Annotated in this window: 20 protein-coding genes and 1 riboswitch; of the genes, 10 read left to right on the top strand and 10 right to left on the bottom strand. The window is 38.2% G+C overall.

Annotated elements, in window-relative coordinates; all coding sequences use genetic code 11:
- Positions 1-12 precede the first annotated feature (12 nt).
- Positions 13-504, bottom strand: coding sequence for a signal peptidase II (gene lspA / locus CUC15_RS06190; protein WP_278309211.1), 492 nt, complete (start codon positions 502-504; stop codon positions 13-15).
- Between the two features lie 427 nt (positions 505-931).
- The gene (locus CUC15_RS06185; protein WP_205317664.1) at positions 932-1351 is read right to left on the bottom strand and encodes a hypothetical protein; all 420 of its coding nucleotides are present in this window, start codon (positions 1349-1351) and stop codon (positions 932-934) included.
- A gap of 415 nt (positions 1352-1766) precedes the next feature.
- Here CUC15_RS06185 and CUC15_RS06180 point away from each other — a divergent pair, with 415 nt between their 5' ends.
- Together CUC15_RS06180 and CUC15_RS06175 are read left to right on the top strand one after the other, a co-directional pair.
- Entirely contained in the window at positions 1767-1880 is a 114-nt protein-coding gene (locus CUC15_RS06180) for a YjcZ family sporulation protein (RefSeq protein WP_114915822.1), read from the top strand.
- Positions 1881-2400: 520 nt separating this feature from the next.
- Positions 2401-3279 (top strand): DMT family transporter, encoded by an 879-nt coding sequence (locus tag CUC15_RS06175; protein ID WP_114915821.1) that lies wholly within the window; start codon positions 2401-2403, stop codon positions 3277-3279.
- 54 nt (positions 3280-3333) lie between these two features.
- Here the strand turns inward: CUC15_RS06175 and CUC15_RS06170 are convergent, their stop codons facing one another.
- Together CUC15_RS06170 and CUC15_RS06165 are read right to left on the bottom strand one after the other, a co-directional pair.
- Positions 3334-3723, bottom strand: coding sequence for a cupredoxin domain-containing protein (locus CUC15_RS06170; RefSeq protein WP_114915820.1), 390 nt, complete (start codon positions 3721-3723; stop codon positions 3334-3336).
- Between the two features lie 243 nt (positions 3724-3966).
- On the bottom strand, positions 3967-4704 hold the full coding sequence (locus CUC15_RS06165) for an SDR family NAD(P)-dependent oxidoreductase (RefSeq protein ID WP_114915819.1): 738 nt from the start codon (positions 4702-4704) through the stop codon (positions 3967-3969).
- A 190-nt stretch (positions 4705-4894) separates the two neighbouring features.
- Between CUC15_RS06165 and CUC15_RS06160 the strand changes: the two genes are divergently transcribed.
- Complete coding sequence (locus tag CUC15_RS06160; protein ID WP_114915818.1) at positions 4895-5494, top strand: TetR/AcrR family transcriptional regulator; 600 nt, start codon at positions 4895-4897, stop codon at positions 5492-5494.
- 116 nt (positions 5495-5610) lie between these two features.
- Here the strand turns inward: CUC15_RS06160 and CUC15_RS06155 are convergent, their stop codons facing one another.
- Genes CUC15_RS06155 through CUC15_RS06145 form a run of 3 tightly spaced genes read right to left on the bottom strand, consistent with a single transcriptional unit; the run spans position 5611 to position 8706 of the window.
- Entirely contained in the window at positions 5611-6780 is a 1170-nt protein-coding gene (locus tag CUC15_RS06155; RefSeq protein WP_114915817.1) for a quaternary amine ABC transporter ATP-binding protein, read from the bottom strand.
- Positions 6777-7649 (bottom strand): ABC transporter permease, encoded by an 873-nt coding sequence (locus CUC15_RS06150; RefSeq protein WP_114915816.1) that lies wholly within the window; start codon positions 7647-7649, stop codon positions 6777-6779. The genes CUC15_RS06155 and CUC15_RS06150 overlap by 4 nt, the downstream gene beginning before the upstream one ends.
- A gap of 28 nt (positions 7650-7677) precedes the next feature.
- Entirely contained in the window at positions 7678-8706 is a 1029-nt protein-coding gene (locus CUC15_RS06145; protein ID WP_114915815.1) for an ABC transporter substrate-binding protein, read from the bottom strand.
- Between the two features lie 585 nt (positions 8707-9291).
- Positions 9292-9338: riboswitch (PreQ1 riboswitch) on the top strand.
- A gap of 105 nt (positions 9339-9443) precedes the next feature.
- Between CUC15_RS06145 and queF the strand changes: the two genes are divergently transcribed.
- The 4 genes from queF (at position 9444) to CUC15_RS06125 (ending at position 11795) form a co-directional block, all read left to right on the top strand.
- Complete coding sequence (gene queF / locus CUC15_RS06140; RefSeq protein WP_114915814.1) at positions 9444-9944, top strand: preQ(1) synthase; 501 nt, start codon at positions 9444-9446, stop codon at positions 9942-9944.
- Positions 9945-10038: 94 nt separating this feature from the next.
- Positions 10039-10698: a 7-cyano-7-deazaguanine synthase QueC gene (gene queC, locus CUC15_RS06135; RefSeq protein ID WP_114915813.1), complete on the top strand. Its 660-nt coding sequence runs from the start codon at positions 10039-10041 to the stop codon at positions 10696-10698.
- A 1-nt stretch (position 10699) separates the two neighbouring features.
- Entirely contained in the window at positions 10700-11242 is a 543-nt protein-coding gene (locus CUC15_RS06130; protein WP_423241362.1) for a VUT family protein, read from the top strand.
- Between the two features lie 262 nt (positions 11243-11504).
- A complete protein-coding gene (locus CUC15_RS06125) occupies positions 11505-11795 on the top strand; it encodes a hypothetical protein (protein ID WP_114915812.1) in 291 nt (96 codons plus the stop codon).
- Positions 11796-11985: 190 nt separating this feature from the next.
- Here CUC15_RS06125 and CUC15_RS06120 read toward each other — a convergent pair whose 3' ends face one another.
- Both CUC15_RS06120 and CUC15_RS06115 read right to left on the bottom strand, forming a co-directional pair.
- Positions 11986-12762 (bottom strand): 3-hydroxybutyrate dehydrogenase, encoded by a 777-nt coding sequence (locus CUC15_RS06120; protein WP_114915811.1) that lies wholly within the window; start codon positions 12760-12762, stop codon positions 11986-11988.
- A gap of 34 nt (positions 12763-12796) precedes the next feature.
- Positions 12797-14083 (bottom strand): GntP family permease, encoded by a 1287-nt coding sequence (locus CUC15_RS06115; protein ID WP_114915810.1) that lies wholly within the window; start codon positions 14081-14083, stop codon positions 12797-12799.
- Positions 14084-14470: 387 nt separating this feature from the next.
- Between CUC15_RS06115 and CUC15_RS06110 the strand changes: the two genes are divergently transcribed.
- Positions 14471-15943: an alanine/glycine:cation symporter family protein gene (locus tag CUC15_RS06110; RefSeq protein ID WP_114915809.1), complete on the top strand. Its 1473-nt coding sequence runs from the start codon at positions 14471-14473 to the stop codon at positions 15941-15943.
- A 347-nt stretch (positions 15944-16290) separates the two neighbouring features.
- On the opposite strand, the gene CUC15_RS06105 is transcribed toward CUC15_RS06110, so the two are convergent.
- Positions 16291-17184, bottom strand: coding sequence for an SDR family oxidoreductase (locus CUC15_RS06105; protein ID WP_114915808.1), 894 nt, complete (start codon positions 17182-17184; stop codon positions 16291-16293).
- A gap of 350 nt (positions 17185-17534) precedes the next feature.
- On the opposite strand from CUC15_RS06105, the gene CUC15_RS20040 reads away from it, so the two are divergent.
- Complete coding sequence (locus CUC15_RS20040; RefSeq protein WP_162800279.1) at positions 17535-17687, top strand: DHHA1 domain-containing protein; 153 nt, start codon at positions 17535-17537, stop codon at positions 17685-17687.
- A gap of 349 nt (positions 17688-18036) precedes the next feature.
- Positions 18037-19239, top strand: coding sequence for an MFS transporter (locus tag CUC15_RS06100; RefSeq protein WP_114915807.1), 1203 nt, complete (start codon positions 18037-18039; stop codon positions 19237-19239).
- Positions 19240-19251: the final 12 nt, after the last annotated feature.

Below are 19251 nucleotides of genomic sequence, written 5' to 3'. Positions count from 1 at the left end.
TCTCTACCTGCCTTATCTCCCTTGGTCATAATTTTTTTCGTTTATTTCGGTTTCTGGTTCTGTAGCCCTTCTTTTTCTAATAGCATCAACGATTACAGAATCGATGAATATCAGGACCACACCAAAACTTAGAGCATAATCTGCTAAATTAGGAATACCTTGGCGAAATTGAAAGTGAATAAAATCTGTTACTTGATTAAATAAAATTCGGTCAATGGCATTTCCGACCGCACCACCGACAAATAGAGCAGTTCCTATTTCCAAAACCTTTCCATTTATATAACCTTTATTCAGCATAAATATACTTACAATGGCAATTATGATTGCAACTGGAACAAACAGACGCCCAAAACCTTCAAATAATCCGAATGCAGCTCCACTATTTTGAATGTGGGTAAAGTTTAACACACCTTCCCAAACTACCATCGTATCTCCAACACTTAAATATGTACGAATCCAATACTTAGTTAATTGATCAATTATAATAACAAAAGAAGCAACAATATAGAAAAGGATAAGAATTACACCTACTTTACGTTAATATTTTTAAAGATTGTCTTGATTCAATTTTAATAGGTCAACTCAAGTTTTAAAAGTTTATAGCTTACATTGTAAGCATTCCAAGCCTGATAAAATTGGTAATAACTGAATATAAGTACAGCATATTTTTCCAACCTTCTCACTCACTTTAAGTTATATTCGAAACAATTATGAATAAGGTTTCACGTTTCATCTTTCTTTAACAAGCCCCTTTAATTAAAAAAGATCGCCATATTGACGATCCCACTTTTTAAAGCAGCCGTTTGTTAAAGTAGATTTCTCCACAAACTTCCAAATATCATTTCACTTATTTCTATAAGATTAGTTTACACTGTGTTACAACAAAACACCCCTTAAGATAAAAATCTAAAGAGGATAAAACAGTACAGCTTTATTTTAACTGCTTTTTCTTCTTTTTTGTGCCCAGTATGATAAGGGCGACGTAGATTACGATGGCAATCGAATCTATAATCGTATCCTTAAGCGCTGAAACGTCAAAAAATGCCGTTACACCAAGAATAGCCATCAATCGGACGATCAGGATTGCTACAATCAACCAAGCTGAAAACCGGATTTTTGATTGATCCCTTTGGAATGACATGAAGATGAAAGCAATGCCAAAAACCAGATTCTCCACCGTGATGATGTGCCAGACATACGTGAATATTGTCTGGGTACCCACAGATATCGTTTCAATATTAAGCATGAGTAGCACAGCGGACTGCCCGTTCCAGGCGTGCGTAAAGGCAAACAGTATCGCAAGGACGCCTGCAATTAGATAATAAAAATTCGTAATCTTGATGTTAATCACAACCTTCCTTAGAAATTCCTGGTTCCTTCTCTTTTTATTTCTTTATCATTCTATTTTATTTATTTAATGTATTTAAAGAACGTTAGCTTAAAATAAAGTGGCTCATTTCCGTGAATTTGTCATTTTATACCACAAACTGCCTTGATAGCAAAAAGAAGACCGTCACAATGACGAACTCCTTGTTTAAGTGTATTAGTTCACAATTTATGCGAATTACTACCTATTAAATCCACTCTTGTCCATTTCATATTGGTATTTTACGCATAAACTAAGTTAACCACCATCTACACCATATTTATACATCCTGAACACTCATTATGATGGGTGTCCTTTAATTTATAATAAAGTCAATTGTCCAACCATGCTAAATTCAGTTACATATACTGTACTAACTTCAAAGAAGGAGGTGTAAGCTATGAGTGGAGGTGGATATAGAGGATATGGTCATGGTATGGATTTAGTACTAATCGTTGTCCTATTTATCCTTTTAATCATTGTTGGTGCTTCCTTTGTCCATGGTGGTTACTAATTTAAATTAGGTATTCCTAGTTGAGGCTGACTACCTTAGTGGTCTGCATTTTTACATAGGACACAATAAATAAATTAATTCCTCTTACATCGCTTTTTGGTTCAATTTTCAAAAAAAGCTGATCGATAAGATTCCCCCTAAACTTCAACTAACCTGCCCTTTAGTCACCATGTATCGCAAAATCAGCGATACGCCAAGGGAATGAAAGTTTGTTTTTGTCTTTTTAGGATTTTCGGATGTAAACTTTCATGGTAGTTGAACAGTTGAGAAGTTCATTGAATAAAAATACCTCAATATGCAATGAAGCCATATTCTAATTGCATTAACTCTATTAATCATACTGCCAAATCTACATTTATTAAATGCCATATACATATGGTCAAAAAACTTTGTTATTATCGTATCAATTTTAACCAATTTTATTTAGTTTGTTTTATAATCACACTAAATGAAAATTTATTTCTCCTTATAACATCTCTATTATAGATAGGAAAAGTACAGGAGAGCTAGGAGAGACAAGATGAAACAATATATCGGAGACGGAATGCTGCTTATTACAGCTATAGTTTGGGGCAGTGGGTTTGTTGTTACAGCAATCGCTTTACAATATTTAACAGCTTATCAAGTTATGGCTGGGAGATTTGTTTTAGCTGCCATTATCCTTTCACTATTTTTCAGAAAGAAATTCAAAACCTTTACGAAGTCGATTGTTTGGAAAGGAGCAATCTTAGGAACTATTTTATATATTGGATTCGCCTTGCAAACGGTTGGCTTGGAATACACCACACCATCTAAAAATGCTTTTCTAACCGCAGTAAATGTTGTGATTGTCCCATTAATTGCTTATATGGTTTATAAACGCAAAGTGGATCGCTATGAAACAGTCGGGTCCATCATAGCAATTATCGGTATTGGCTTCATATCTCTACAAGGATCTATGACAATTAATATCGGGGATGCATTATCGCTTGCCTGTGCAGTAGCCTTTGCTTTTGATATTTTTTATACGAATCATTTTGTTAAAAAAGAAGATGCGATTTCACTAACCATCGTCCAATTTATCACCGCATCCCTTATAGGTGTTGTTGCAGTTCTTATTCAAGGCGATATTCCAGTAACCTTTGAAAAAGAAGCCATGTATTCAATCATCTACTTAGCAATATTTTCAACAACAATTGCCTACGTTTGTCAAAATGTTGCTTTTAAGTATACAACTGCAACAAAGGGTGCGATTATCCTTTCTTTAGAATCATTTTTTGGAATGGTACTATCCGTCCTGTTTTTACAAGAGGTACTTACAGGGCATATGATTACAGGCGCCGCTTTAATTATGTTCGCTATTTTAATAACGGAATTGAAGCCAAGCTTGCATGGAAAACGCATCGTAAAAAATACATAAATATAGAATAGCGATAGAATAGCTTTCCGGCTAGACTATCGCTATTTATTCTTTTTATTCTACAATTACTTTTCCAACCATTCCTTCCTGATAATGGAATCGACATATGAGTTCATATGTACCAGGATTTTCTGGTTTTACGGTAATGGTTTTCTCTTTACCCGGCTGGAGTTCGACGTCAATACCTAGCTTTTCAACCGTGAAGGTATGTTCTTTTTTACCTACATTTTTGATTTTCAGCTTTGTCGTTTTTCCATTTGAAATAGTAATTACATCTGGATTAAAGTAATTATCGTTCAACTCGACAACAATCTCATTTACCATTTCCATAGGCTGTGCTTCGACTCCGGATTTTGCTAACACATTTAGTGGGCCTGGAATAGACATAACCATAAACACCGCCAGTAAAGCCGCTAGTCCTGTTAACCAATTTTTGACAGACATTTGTAATCCCTCCTTTCCTCATCCTATTTTCTACCGTTTGCAATAAATTATTACGACAAATTTATTTCAAGCGATTCACCTATGAATTAGCAGGTCCACGGGGACAGGTTTATCGTCCCATAGTTAATCAAAAACTAATTGGGATAAGGAACCTGTCCCCACGGTCCTTCCAGATTTAAGCAATAAAAAAAGAACCCATTCTGAACTAAATTCAAAATGGATTCTCTATCCTATATTAATCTATTATTGTGCTGTATAGCCACCGTCAACAATTAGGCTGTTACCAGTCATGAAAGAAGAGTCTTCGCTTGCCATAAATAATACAGCTTTTGCCATTTCCTCTGCTTTACCTAGACGTTTCATTGGGGTAGCATTTGTTAGGAACTCTCTATCTGTTTCACCTAGGATTGGTGTTTCAATGAATCCTGGGCATAGTGCATTTACACGGATATTGCGTTCAGCATATTCTAAGCCAAGAGAACGAGTTAAGTTTATCACACCAGCTTTTGCTGCGTTGTATGCTGCACTACCAGGTGATCCAACCCAACCATACATAGAAGCAGTGTTAACAATTACGCCGCCACCAGCTTTCAAGAATTCTTTGATTGCAGCTTGTGCAACTAAGAATACACCATCTAAATCAACTTCCACCGTTTTTCTCCATTCGGCATAAGTTAATTCTTCAGTTGGTTTAACAGCACCAATTCCAGCATTGTTAAATAGAATATCAACTTTACCATATGTTGATAATGCTTTATCATAAATATTTTTAACATCGTTTTCATTCGTGACATCAGCTTTTACGAAAACAGCTTCTGTACCTTGAGATTTTAATTCTGCTTCAAAAGCAGTACCTTTTTCTTCATTAAAATCTACTAAAACTAATTTTGCCCCTTCAGCAGCAAATAAACGCGCTGTTGCAGCACCGATTCCAGATACCCCACCAGTGATGACAGCTACTTTATCTTGTAGTTTACCCATTGTTGATTCCCCCTATATAATCTATTTTAGACAACCTATTATTTAAATAGTTTGTTATACTTATTATAGTTGGTTACCTTTAGTAATCCAATCATCAATATCTTCATCTCTGTCTATTAGATAGACATTTGATGTATTATCGTCTATTTACTATACATTTAATATAAAAATGTTTATCGGAGGTATCCAAATGGTTGAACAACTTTCAACTCCACGTCAAAACCGAACAAAAGAACACATGCAGCTAGCACTCATCGCCTTAATTAAAGAAAAGGGCTTCCATTCTGTTACCGTCAAAGATATTGTCGGTTATGCCAAATACAACCGAAGCACCTTCTATATCCATTACCAGGATAAGTACGAATTAGCGGAAGATCTGCTTTGCATTATGCTTGAAGGAATTATTGAAGCTGTTGGAAAACCATATCAATCGAAACAAAAGGTCACTACAGATCATCTGACTGCAAGATCCTTTAACATCATTTCCTATATTTATGAGAATCGTAACTTTTTTGAGTTAATAACCTATCAAGATACCATTCCAGAATTGCATACAAGATTTCCGCAGACTATCATAAAAATCTATCAGGAAAAGTTTCAATTTGAGACGATTAATAATTTACCAGTCAATATGGATTATTTTACGCGTTACACTGCATATGGATTTTATGGTTTGCTATCTAATTGGATTAATACGGGGTTTGAAGCTTCCCAGAAAGCGTTTATTGAGGAGGTTATTAAGTTGTCGCGGACGCATATTGCTTCGGTTAGGTTTGTTGGGGAGGATTAATGGGCCACGGGTGGGCCACGGGGACAGGTTCATCGTCCCATAATTAACCTAAAGACTAATTGGGTCAAGGAACCTGTCCCCACGGTCCTCCCACGGTCCTCCCACGGTCCTCTTTCCTACACCAAGCTAGCCAGAATCTTCTCTTTCGGCAAAACACCAACGAGCTTGTCATTCTCTACTATCGCAAGCGGATAGCGACTATTTATCGATTGATCAAGCAGGTCTTGGATATACACAACTGATGCAACCGTCTCATAGTCATTTTTCATGATATGTATCAATTCTTTTCCTGTCTCGAGCGCGAGCAGCGCATCATCAAGCGAAACAATTCCTTGTACTTCTTTTTTCTGATTAATGACATAGCTTCTCTCAAATCCATTAATCTGTAATTTATCGATTACGGTCCGCAAGCTATCTTCCATATAAATCTCAGTACCCGGCTCCATCATGATGTTGCCTGCTTGAATAAATTTCGTACGATCAATGTCTTTTATAAATTCTTTGATATAAGCATTTGCTGGATTTTTAAGAATATCTAAGGGTGTGCTGATTTGCTCGAATTGTCCATCTTTCATTACGGCAACACGGTTCCCCATCTTAAACGCTTCGTTGACATCATGTGTGATAAAAATAATGGTTTTCTTTAACTTTTGCTGTAACTCTAGTAATTCCAGCTGCATTTCGCTGCGATTTAACGGGTCGAGTGCACTAAATGGTTCATCCATCAATAAGATATCTGGATCATTCGCAAGTGCCCGTGCAAGACCAACACGCTGCTGCATTCCCCCGCTTAGCTCATCTGGATATTTATCCTCCCAGCCTTTTAATCCTACTGTTTCGATACTTGTTTTGATAATTTCCACTTGTTCTTTTGATGGAATCTTCCGGATCTCTAATCCATAGCCAACATTTTCTGATACAGTCATATGACTAAACAGCCCGAAGTTCTGGAATACCATCGCAATTTTATTTTGTCTGAATTCCTGCAGTTCATGGGTATTATATTTCGTAATATCCTCTCCATCTACCAAAATACTCCCAGCAGTTGGTTCATTCAAAAGATTAATACAGCGAATTAGCGTCGACTTTCCACTTCCAGAGAGTCCCATAATCACAAATAATTCGCCCTCTTCCACTTCGAAGGAAACATTACGGATCCCTACTGTGTGGCCTGTCTTTTTAAAAAACTCCTCTTTTGTCAGACCGTCCTCCAGATGGCGAAGATGTTTTCTGGGACGCGGGCCAAATATTTTAGATACGTTCTTTATTTCTAATTTAAATGTCACCTTAAGTGTGTCCCCTTTCTCGTCCTGCTTTGCGTTTTATTAGAAATAGCTATTGTTAACCGGTCAATGATAATTGCGATAAATACGATACTAATCCCTGCTTCAAATCCTTTTGCAACGTCAATTCGATTTAAAGCTGATAACACTTCCAAGCCAAGACCTTCGACACCTACCATGGAAGCAACAACAACCATCGCGAGTGCCATCATCGTTGTCTGGTTCACACCAGTCATGATCGTTGGCAGTGCTTGAGGAATCTGCACCTTTCTCAGTAACTGCCATTTCGACGGACCAAATGATAAAGCCGCCTCTACCACTTCTCGCGGAACCCCACGAATCGCCAAATTCGTTAGACGCATAATTGGCGGCAGCGCATAAATAATCGTAGAAAGCACACCAGGAACAAGTCCCAAACCGAAGAAAAAGATTCCTGGAATAAGATAAACAAAGGATGGCATTGTTTGCATTGCATCGAGCAGTGGTTTAATAAAGGTTTCAAATCGATTACTGGAAGCCATGATAATCCCAAGGGGTAACCCAATAATGATCGTAATAACCACACTTGCAATAACAATCGTTAATGTATACATCGTCGCTTCCCACAATCCAAACAGACCGATTAAAAATAAAAAGACACTGTAAAGAATACCCGATCCAATCGATTTATATTGGCTAGCAAGCAAGAAAATAACCAGAATAAAGTACCACCAAGGAACCCATAAGAGAAAGTCATTCAAATTAACAAACACCCATAAAAGTCCTGTTTTAATCGCATCAAAAAATCCCGCCCAATGAACGGTTAGCCAATTAACTAGAATATCAATATAATTTCCGATATGGAAAGTTAGTTTTTCTGGAAATTCAAACATCGGTAAGCCTCCCCCCCCTTTTTCTTGCTTATAAGGACATTGCTGATAATGCAGATTTTAGTTTAGCAGCAATGTCTTCTGGAAGCCATTCTATCCAAACTTCCTCATAATTTTCTAGGAACCATAAAGCCGCTTCCCTTGGTGTTTCATCATGTTCCTCCATATAAAGCAGTGCTTCACCGGTTATAACACTCGAAGTTTCATAGTTACTTAGAAATTCAGCAATTTCTGGTGCCCGCTCTGGAAATTCTGCATTTGCTGCAATATAAGCCGGATTTTCGGGGAATTCAGTACCAAAGTTTTCATTATAAATCTCTTCATTAAAAGGAGGCTCTTCGAGAAGCGTCATATCGTACTTGGCCATAGCCCATGTTGGTGACCACTGATAACCTACCCATGGCTCATGATTCATAAATGCCTTGGCAATCGACGCAGTGACAGCTCCTGCAGATCCAGGCGTAAAGTAATTAAAGGATTCACTTAGACCATAAGTGTTAACTTTCTCCTGCAGTACCTTATCGATAACGGTTCCACTTGGCGCACCTATGATTACACCTTTGGATGGGTCTTCAGGATCTTGAAATAACTCGGGGTATTTTTTCAAATCCTCCACTGTTTTCAAATCAGGTGCCATCGGTTCGATTCCGTTCTCAGGATCACCCTCAATAACATACGTTGGTACATAAAACCCTTGATCATCGGTTACCAGGTTCGTCGAAAGCTCTACCACTTCACCAGCAGCTACGGCCTCTAAGTATGGTTCCTCCATGTTGTTGTACCAAAGTTCCATATAAACATCAATTTCACCTGTTGTTAGTCCTGTAAATGTCGCAATAGAGGAGCCATTTATAAAGGTAACAGGATAATCATAGCCATTTTCAATAATGAATGCTGCTATAAAATTATGTACTTGCATACTATCCCATCCACCATCAGCAATAGTAATCGCTTGTTTTTCACAAGCTTTTGTCTGGTCTTCTGAAACATTGCTATATATTCCTAATCCAATTAATAGAACGAGCATAAAAGACCAAATATATCTCCATTTTCTTACCATCCTCTCTCTCCTTTCTATGGTAAGTATATACTCTTGATGTTTATATTCAATTTTTTAATACCATAATTTGGTAGTTTTTGAGATAGATGGAAAAGGGAAAATAAATATTTAATTCTCCGTCTCCGAATGATGGAAATGAATCATATGTTTTTGTAAAACTAATCTAATCAAATAAAAGCTGGAACAAAAATAAGCGTGATACCCCATCGAACAATGTCTGATGGTAGGTACCACGCTTATATTATTATTAGTGTTTTTATCAAATTCTCATGTCACCCGGATCAATCTATTATTGCCTTAGTTCAGGCTAACTTAGGCATTAATATTCGACCAGGGCTTGTCTTAACAAATCCCCCACAAAATATAACAATACTTAATCTGGAAGAAGATGCTTATCGAATTATTGGCTTAGCAACTACACTCAAGTATCACATGCAACACAAAGGTTTATTTCAGTTGTCACGGAGTTATTTCAAGAACTTTGATGGAAGTTGAGTATCTATACTGGACCATGGTGCCTGTCCCCGCGGTCCTCTTGACACCTTCCACCTTCTCAGCTATGATAAATAAGAATTAAACACCCGATCGGAAGAGGTTCATAGCTGATACCCTCTATAAAAAACTATGGATACATTGACTATTAAGCCATGTCCATATTGGATGTGGCTTTTTTGTTAGAATCGTAGTTTGCTATGACCTCTCGTTGTGTTTGGGAAAATATACAGGGAGGTTTTTTTATGTCTGGAAGAAGCCAGGAACAAGGTTTGAAGGATTTAACACTGCTTGGTAATCAGAAGACGGATTACGCAACGGACTATACGCCTGAAGTGTTGGAATCCGTAGATAATATCCACTCCAATCGCGATTATTTTGTAAAATTCAATTGCCCGGAGTTTACTAGTTTATGTCCAATTACAGGTCAGCCTGATTTTGCGACAATGTATATTTCTTATATACCTGATCAAAAGATTGTGGAAAGTAAATCATTGAAATTATACTTATTTAGCTTCAGAAATCATGGGGATTTTCATGAGGATTGTGTGAATATCATTATGAATGATTTAATTGAATTGCTTGATCCACGTTATATTGAGGTATGGGGTAAATTCACTCCACGTGGTGGTATTTCAATTGACCCTTGGTGCAATTATGGAAAACCTGGAACGAAATATGAGGACATGGCGATGCATCGCTTGATGAACCATGATCTTAATCCGGAGAAAATAGATAATCGTTAAAATGAATAGCAAGAGGTTATAGCGACCCTCTATAAAAAACTAAGAAAACAGCCTTTCTTAGTGCTGTTTTTCCTTTTCGAAAAGGAGTGTTTAGATGAAAAAAGATAAAGCCATTGTTGTCTTTAGCGGAGGGCAGGACAGTACGACTTGTTTATTCTGGGCAAAAAAACAATTTAAAGAGGTCGAAACGGTAACTTTTGATTATGGTCAAAGGCATAAATTAGAAATCGAGTGTGCTAAGGAGATTGCAGAAGATCTTGGTGTAAAACACCATATTTTAGATATGTCACTTCTCCATCAGCTGGCACCGAACGCCTTAACGCGGGACGATATTGAGGTTGCTGAAGGCGAAGGAACTGAGCTTCCAAATACTTTCGTACCGGGCAGGAATTTACTTTTTCTATCCTTCGCTGGTGTGCTGGCAAGACGAGTTGGTGCAAAGCATCTAGTGACAGGTGTCAGTGAAACGGATTTTAGCGGCTATCCGGATTGCCGAGACAGTTTTATCAAATCGTTAAATGTAACGCTAAACCTGGCAATAGATGAGGAGTTTGTTATCCACACACCATTAATGTGGTTGGATAAAAAGGAAGTTTGGGAGCTTTCTGATGATTTAGGCGTATTGGATTTAATCCGAGAAAAGACGTTGACTTGCTATAACGGAATAAAAGCTGATGGCTGTGGGGAGTGTCCTGCTTGTAAGCTTCGTAATAATGGTTTGGAGCAATACTTACTTAAAAAGGGAGTGGAATAACATGATACGTGTATTTTTATATTTTATTTCAATTGTCACGGCAAACGTGATAACTGCAGCATTAATGCCTCTTACAATTGGTATTTTTATCATTCCAATGGGGACATTTCTAATAGGAGCGACATTTATCTTTCGTGACTTGGTGCAAAACAAGTACGGAAGAAAGAAGACCTATTTATTCATCGTTACAGCCTTAGTTTTATCTGGTGTGGTCTCCTTCTTACTTGGAGATTCACTAATGATCGTTACTGCTTCTGCACTTTCCTTTATCATTTCTGAAACAGCAGATACAGAGATTTATTCTAGATTAAAATTACCAATCGCATGGCGCGTATTTTATAGTGGGATTGTTGGTGGACTGCTGGATTCAATTGTATTCGTTATTGTTGGTCTGAGCCCACTAGGTGCAGGATTTATCCCTTGGGAAGCTGTTCCCGCAGCGATTTTAGGGCAGGTTATTGCGAAAACGGTTATTCAGTTGATTGGAGCACTTATTCTAAATCAAGTGTATGTGGTGAAAGCAAGACGTGTTTCAATGAGCTAAATTTAGGTAAGAAATGTCACGGGTGTCAGAAGGATCATTGGCACCCTTTTATTAATGGCTATCCACTTCCCCAACCATCTGCTAGCACTGAGCACAAGGACTCCCACTGATAATCCTTGTAAAGCCCTTCCTAAGCACAAACAGTTCGGCTTTTCGTAAACAAAAACAAAGTGATAAGAGTACACTAGTTGCCAATACTAGTCCTAGAATTTGCTAGAACTACTATGCATTATGGTAGAATTGTTCTGGAGGTTTTGTGACGATGGAACTTATTATAATCTTAGTTTTAGTTTTAGGAATAGCTTCACTTGTAAATAAGATATACGATAGAGTGAATATAGATAATTACTCCCCGATTTGGGAATATTTCGCTAAAGCCTTCCTCTACGGAATCATCACCGTATTTACAATGTTTTATGGTAAAGAATCGCTAGATGAGGTTTCCCCGCTTGAATGGGCGATTGTTGCTGTGTCAGCAATCGAAGGAACAGGGAACTATATTAATTATGTAAAAGAATCCAAAAAAATAAAAAGCAAAAAAACAAAAAAGTAAGGTCATGAAGCATGTGTCCTTACTTTTTTGTCTATAAGATGTTGTTATTTCCGTGTATTATAGTGTTTACCGGTAGACTGTTAACATGTAATACACACATTTTTATAAAAGTAGTAAAGCAATTCAATCACAATTGCAAGCCTATCTGCAATCTACCACATAAAGGTTCGATTCCATGCGTTTTATATAATTACTGCGCAGTATAACCGCCATCAATAACGACTGCTTGTCCTGTAACACTTCTTGCTTTATCACTAGCCAAGAATAATGCGTAATCTGCAATTTCACTGACATCTAATAATTTCTTTTGTGGTACTTGAGAAAGAATTGCTTCATCAAGTGCTTTATCTTCGGCGATATGGCGAGTTTTCGCCAAGTCAGCAATTTGCCCGCGTACTAGTGGGGTATCCACATACCCTGGAGCAAGTGCGTTTACGGTAATGCCATGAGGAGCACCTTCTAAAGCTGCTACTTTTGTTAGGCCAATAACCCCGTGTTTTGCACTATTGTAAGCTGCTTTGCCTGCAAATCCGATTAATCCGTTGATTGAAGCGACATTGATAATACGGCCCCATCCCTGTTCTTTCATAATAGGGAATACGATTTTTGTAAGAATAAAAGGCGCTGTCAACATGATTTTTTGCATCAATTCAAATTTCTCTGTCGGGAAATCCTCGATCGGTGATACATGTTGTAAACCTGCATTGTTAATAACAATGTCTACTGAACCGTAAGTCTCTTTCGTAACTTTTACTAAATTTTGAAGATCTGTTTCGCTTGTCACGTCAGCTTTAATGCCAATTGATTCAAATCCGCGTTTTTGCAGTTCTTCAGCAGATGCTTTTACCCCTTCTTCATTTAAGTCAGAGAGGACAACTTTCGCTCCGTCTTGAGCAAAATGTTCACCAATTTCAAACCCAATACCACGTGCAGACCCTGTAATAATAACGACTTTGTTTTCTACCATTTAAAATTCCTCCTCTTTTAATATCAATCTATTTTTATACCAAACCAATCGCACCCATAATGACCCCTACAAATAATGCGATAGTTGGTATGATGAATGCAACAACAAATACATCTTTATACGTATCTCGAAGGCTCACTCCAGTTACAGCAATTAGTGTTAGTAAGGCTCCGTTATTAGGGAAAATCGATGCCCCGGATGCCACTGCTGCAATACGATGGAACACATCCGGACTAATGCCTGTTGTTTGCGAAAGCTCAACGAACGTATCACCAAGCGTGCTCAAGGCAATACCCAGACCTCCGGAAGCAGAACCAGTAATGATCGCCATGACTTGAACGGCAAGACCTTCAGCGACTAATGGGTTATCGGATATATTTAATAGCCAAGAAGTAATTTCCTCAAAAGCTGGGACAATGGCGATGACGGCACCAAAACCGACGGCAGCACTCGTATTAAGAATCGCCATTACGGAACCTTTTGACCCATCATTGATGGAAGGGATAAATTTTTTATAATCTTTCACATTCAAAATCATAATAGCGAGAACCCCGATTAGAAGGGACCATAGCGGTTCCAACTTTACAATATTAAGTAATACGACCACAATGGCGAGCGGAACGAGAGACAAAATCCAGTTTGGATCTTTTTCATCCGTAGCCTTTTCGGGAGTTTTTTGATCTTCTGGTTCTGTAAAAACGTCACCTTTAGCAGCAAGTTTCTTTTCTCGATATGCTAACCAAAGATAACCACCTACTGCCATTATTAAAGTAGTGACAATGCCGATGACAGGCCCTGCCATTGGCGTTGTTCCGAAATAATCCATCGGAATCAGGTTTTGAATTTGAGGTGTACCCGGAGCAGAAGTCATGGTAAAAGTAAATGCACCAAGAGCAAATGTCGGTACGAGCAATTTCCTTGAGATATTTGCTTCACGGAATAATTCAAGTGCAATTGGATATAGGGCAAATACAACGACGAACAAGCTAACACCACCATAAGTCAGTAGCGCAGCAGCTATTAAAACGCCGAGAATGGCACGCTTTTTGCCGATTAATTGGGTTACTTTTTTAGCAACTGACCTAGCAGCACCCGTCTTTTCCATTAATTTACCAAATACAGCACCTAATAAGAAAATCGGAAACCAGGCCTTCACAAAGTTGACCAATCCGTCCATATAAGTGCCTGTATAGGTATCAAAAACATCTAAACCGCTTAGTAAAGCAACAACTCCAGCTGCTAAAGGAGCCACCCAAATAATGGACCACCCTAGATAGGCTAAAGCCATCAACATTACCAAGCCAACCAGAATACTTAACACACGAAATCAACCCTCTCTTATGTTGTCAGTTATTAGTATTTGTAGTGATTTGGTTGTATTTCGACTAATAAACCACTTCCTTCAATTCCGTCATCATGATTATCTCGAGTTGTTCTCCATAAAATGTAATCAACATGTTCTTAATTTCTCCACCTTGATTTTTATGTTGATTATGATTTACTCAGTAAGACATATTCCCTGGAATAATTCTATTAAACATAGGAGCTTGAGCCGAACGCCTATTACCCAAAACATAGAATTCATGATAGCAACATTAAGATAAGCTAGTAGATTATTTTTCTACTATTTTAACAAAAAGGATTGTTATATTATTTAATATAATTTATAATACGAATAATATTCAGAATATTAAAAGGGGTGATTTTTATGTTTAATCAAATTGTAGATACTATTAACGGCTGGCTATGGAGTCCTTTATTGGTAGGTTTCATTGTAGTAACTGGTTTGTATTTTAGTTTTCGCACTAGATTTTTACAGATTCGCCATTTTAAGCAAATGGTAAAACTAGTAACTACGGGGAAGGGTTCCGATGCAGGGGTTTCCCCATTCCAGGCATTAGCGATATCTTTATCGGGTCGTATTGGTGTAGGAAACATCGCTGGTACCGCAACAGGTATTGCTTTTGGAGGACCTGGTGCCGTATTTTGGATGTGGGTCATTACCTTTATAGGTGCAGCATCAGCTTTCGTAGAATCGACTCTTGCTCAGATCTATAAGGAAAAGCAAGATGGTCAGTATCGCGGGGGGCCTGCATTCTACATTGAAAAAGGACTTGGCTGGAAATGGTTTGCGGTCGTTTTCGCACTCGCAACTCTTCTTGCTATGTCTTTCTTAATGCCAGGTATACAGGCAAATGCAATAGGAGATAGTGTGCATAACGCTTTTGGTCTTGATACAACAATCACTGGTCTAATTCTTATCGTACTTGTTGGTTTTACTATCTTTGGTGGTGTTAAGCGTATTGCTAAAGTTGCAGAATTGGTCGTTCCTTTCATGGCAGCTGCATATGTGTTACTTGCACTTGTAATCGTAGGAAGTAATTTTGTAGATATTCCTGCTGTATTTGCGTTAATTTTTAAAAGCGCTTTCGGAGCAGAAGAATTATTTGGTGGTATTATCGGTTCAGCTATTATGTGGGGGGTAAAGCGTGGTCTATATGCCAATGAAGCCGGTCAAGGTACAGGTGCTCACCCAGCAGCAGCGGCGGAAGTATCCCACCCTGTTAAACAAGGTCTTGTGCAATCGTTCTCCATTTACTTAGATGTATTCTTAGTTGTAACAGCAACAGCATTTATGATTTTATTTACAACTTCATACAATGTAATTGATGAAAGTACTGGTCAAACAATTACCGAAAACCTTCCAGGAGTTCAACCAGGTCCTGGTTACACTCAAGCGGCAGTTGATACAGTTATTCCAGGGTTCGGTTCAGGATTTATTGCGATTGCTATATTCCTCTTTGCCTTTACGACGATTTATGCTTATTACTATATCGCAGAGACAAACCTTGCCTATCTAGTACGTGGGAGATTCAGGAATATTGCTTTCTTTTTACTAAAACTACTCCTTTTATTCTCAATTTTCCTTGGATCTGTAAGTACTTCAACAGCAGCATGGGCATTGGGCGATATTGGACTTGGAATTATGGTTTGGCTGAACTTAATTGCAATTCTATTGTTATTTAAACCAGCGAATCTCGCTTTAAAGGATTACGAAGAGCAACTTAAGCAAGGTAAAGATCCAGAATTCAACTCATCTAAATACGGAATTAAGAATGCTGATTTCTGGGAAGATGGTTATGAAAGTCCTGATAAAAAGGAAATTGATAAGATATCATAAATTGTGTTATTCCTTTGTATAGTTAGTTACGTTAGGAAAGCACCAGCAGCTAAAGCTGGTGCTTTTCTTATTATTACTAAATTTTATCAAATATTAAAATCAAAACGTACATAAAGTATATATGGACCCTCTGTTAAAATTAACTTTATTAATATCTAAAATACGCCCCCTAAAGCTGGACACAAAACACAACTTTAGGGGGCATATATCATTTACTGCGTTTTTCATTATCTATGCTCAAGCTATTTGTCCACCATCTATTACGTGTTCCCGTCCAGTAATAGAGGTGGATTCAGGAAACATCACTGAATTCGAGGGATTTGCTTTTGTTTGTCTCACACTTAAGATTACAAGTCTATTGGCTGTCCGCCTGTCACCCCATAGATTTGACCGGTGATATAACTTCCTTCATCGGAAGCCAGAAGAACATACACCGGCGCAAGCTCCACCGGCTGTCCTGCACGGCCGAGAGGAGATTTTTGGCCAAACTCAGGGATTTGTCCTTCCAATTTTCCGTTATCCAACTGCAACGGCGTCCAAATTGGTCCTGGCGCGACACCATTGACACGCACACCCTTCGAAGCAAAGTACGAAGACAGGGAAACCGTGAAGTTGCTGATCGCACCCTTTGTAGCGGCATAATCTATTAAAGGTACGGACGGATCGAAAGACTGAACCGATGTCGTGGTGATAATCGCGCTTCCTGGTTCCAGATGTTCTTCAGCCGCTTTTACAGTCTCAAACATGCTGATGATGTTTACTTTGAAGGTGTCATGCACTTGCTTCATCGTTAAATCACTTAAAGATGGATTTGCGATTTGTTGCGCGGCATTCAATACAAGCGTGTCCAATCCGCCAAAAGCTTCCACTGTTTTTGTAACAATCTCCGTCGCTGCGCCGTCTTCCCGCAAGTCATACGGCAGCAGCAATGCTTTTCTGCCTGCTTTTTCAATTAATTCCTTGACTTCGTTGGCATCTTCTTCTTCTCCAGGGAAGTATTGGATGGCGACATTGGCACCTTCGCGCGCATAAGCAATGGCGGCGGCACGGCCAATCCCGGAATCGCCACCGGTAATCAAGGCATTGCGTCCTTCCAGGCGATTGTACCCTTTATACGATTCTTCTCCGCTGTCAGGTTTAGGTCTCATTTCATTCTGTAACGCTGGAGTGTTCTGTTCTTGATCCGGGAACTTGTCCGTGTAAAACTTCTTACGTGGGTCCGTCAGTTGTGAGCTTCCCATCAAAAATCATCTCCTATCTTGTATAATTCTTAAATCTTAAAGTTAGAAAACTAAGGCATTCGCCTTAGCCTTTGGTCGAATGCCTTAGTTGCACTTATACAGATAAGAAAGTATATACTTTCCTAACTGCTAACAAAAGGGCCCAATCGCTATTAAAACACTTTGCCGGGTTGCATTAACCACACCCTGTGTTCTTTATTGATTTTCCCTGTGATCATCTTCTTTAAACATCTCCAGATCTTACCCTCTTCAACCCCACTCTTATTGCAAATCCCTCCTAAATTAGCATCGAAGTAAAAGTCAAAGAGGGACTTTTAATTTTAAATTTCTTAGCATAACACTTTCAATTTATGATAAATACCAGACTACAACTACTTGATTTCATCGCCATTCTTGATATGAATAAAGGAAAGGGAAGCTTACGGACCATCCACAGCAATGTTCATGTTGGAGAGGTTGCAAAAGAAAAGGCAGGTGGCGGTGGCCATGCCCTTGCAAAATAATGTGAACATTAGCGTTTTCCTTGTGAACTTTAGCAAAAGCCATTCAATTAACAAAAAAACAGGAGCTGGGATAAAAGCCCAGTAATTAAAAAGAGCGATACTCCCCAATCAGTTGGTGAGTACCACTCTTTTATGCACACAAAAAGGAAACCATCAGTTAATTAATCAACAAATGTAATACTGATTGTTACTCGTTGCTGACATCAGTAACAATCCTTGAACAATTAAGAAACAACGCTAAATATTTAATAAAAATTAGGAAAGAATAAATTTGTCATAAATTATAAAGAAATCTTCAACATGGATCATCATTATATTTAAAAATATTCCTGAAAGGCGGTAACATATCTTGGGTAGAGTAAAAGTTAAATTATGGACAAACCAATATGTGATTATTATATTATTGTCTTTAGTAATGTTCGCTTCTTTTTATATGATTACAGCAGGTTTCCCACTTTTTGTATCAACCATTAGTGACAATCCTGCAATTGCGGGGATCATGACCACGACCTTGATGTTAGCATCACTAATTACGCGTTTCTTTGCAAGTGTCATTATCCAAAAAGTAAATATGAAATTGCTGCTCATCATTTCCCTTGTTTATTTTCTGGGCACAATCGCTCTTACGTTTGTAAACCAGTCAATCGGATTTTTAATATTCATTCGGGCGCTGCAAGGGATAGGTTTTAGCATGCTTACGATGTTAGTGTTTACGATATCAAGTAATATTGTTCCTAAATCTCGGTTAGGTGAGGGCATTGTTTTTTTCGCAATGTCTACAAGCGTTGGTACAACAATTGGGCCACTAATCGCCATTTCTTATCTTGCAAACTTTTCATTTCAGTCCATGATGGTGTTAACACTGGGGCTTATGTCTTTTTCATTGTTGTGCAGCTTTTTCACAAAAAATACGAAAGTTGAAAAAGAAAAGGAAAGTCCACAGACAAACAACGATGAACCTTTCTATAAGTACATGTTCGATAGGCGCGTCCTTCTCCCCTGTATTCTTGTAGCATTTAATTATATGGCTATTGCAGGGACTGTCAATTTCATCGGAGCGTTTGGAAAAGAGATTAATGTTGGCGGAAGTATTTCACAGTTTTTTATCGCACAAGGGATTGCAATGGTAGCAGTTCGTTCTTTTTCTGGTAAAATTTTCGATAAGTTCGGCCACAGAATTCTTATTATTCCAGCCGCTATTTCAGGGACGATAGGTTTGGTATTATTAGGCTTCTCTACTACGATGTGGATGGTTTGGGTTTCAGGGGCATTATTTGGAATCGCATTTGCCATAATCCATCCAATCATCCAAGCTTGGGCATTAACGCTTGTCCCACCCGAGAAAAAAGCAACAGCCAATTCTATGCTACTTATTTTTATAGATTTTGGACTAGCAGTTGGATCAGTAGGCCTTGGATTTTTAGCTAATATTGTTGGATACGGCACGACATTTAGTTATTCTGCAGCTTTTATGATTATTATTTTGTTGTTGTATCTAATTGGAAGCAAGAAAACGGTGAATTTAGAAGCTAATAAGGAAACATCAACCTGAACGAAACATACT

Origin of the sequence: Oceanobacillus zhaokaii (assembly GCF_003352005.1) — a bacterium.
GTDB classification, from domain to species: Bacteria; Bacillota; Bacilli; order Bacillales; family Amphibacillaceae; genus Oceanobacillus; species Oceanobacillus zhaokaii.
Note: the sequence above shows the minus strand (reverse complement) of the source record. Positions and strands in the feature narration are given on the sequence as shown.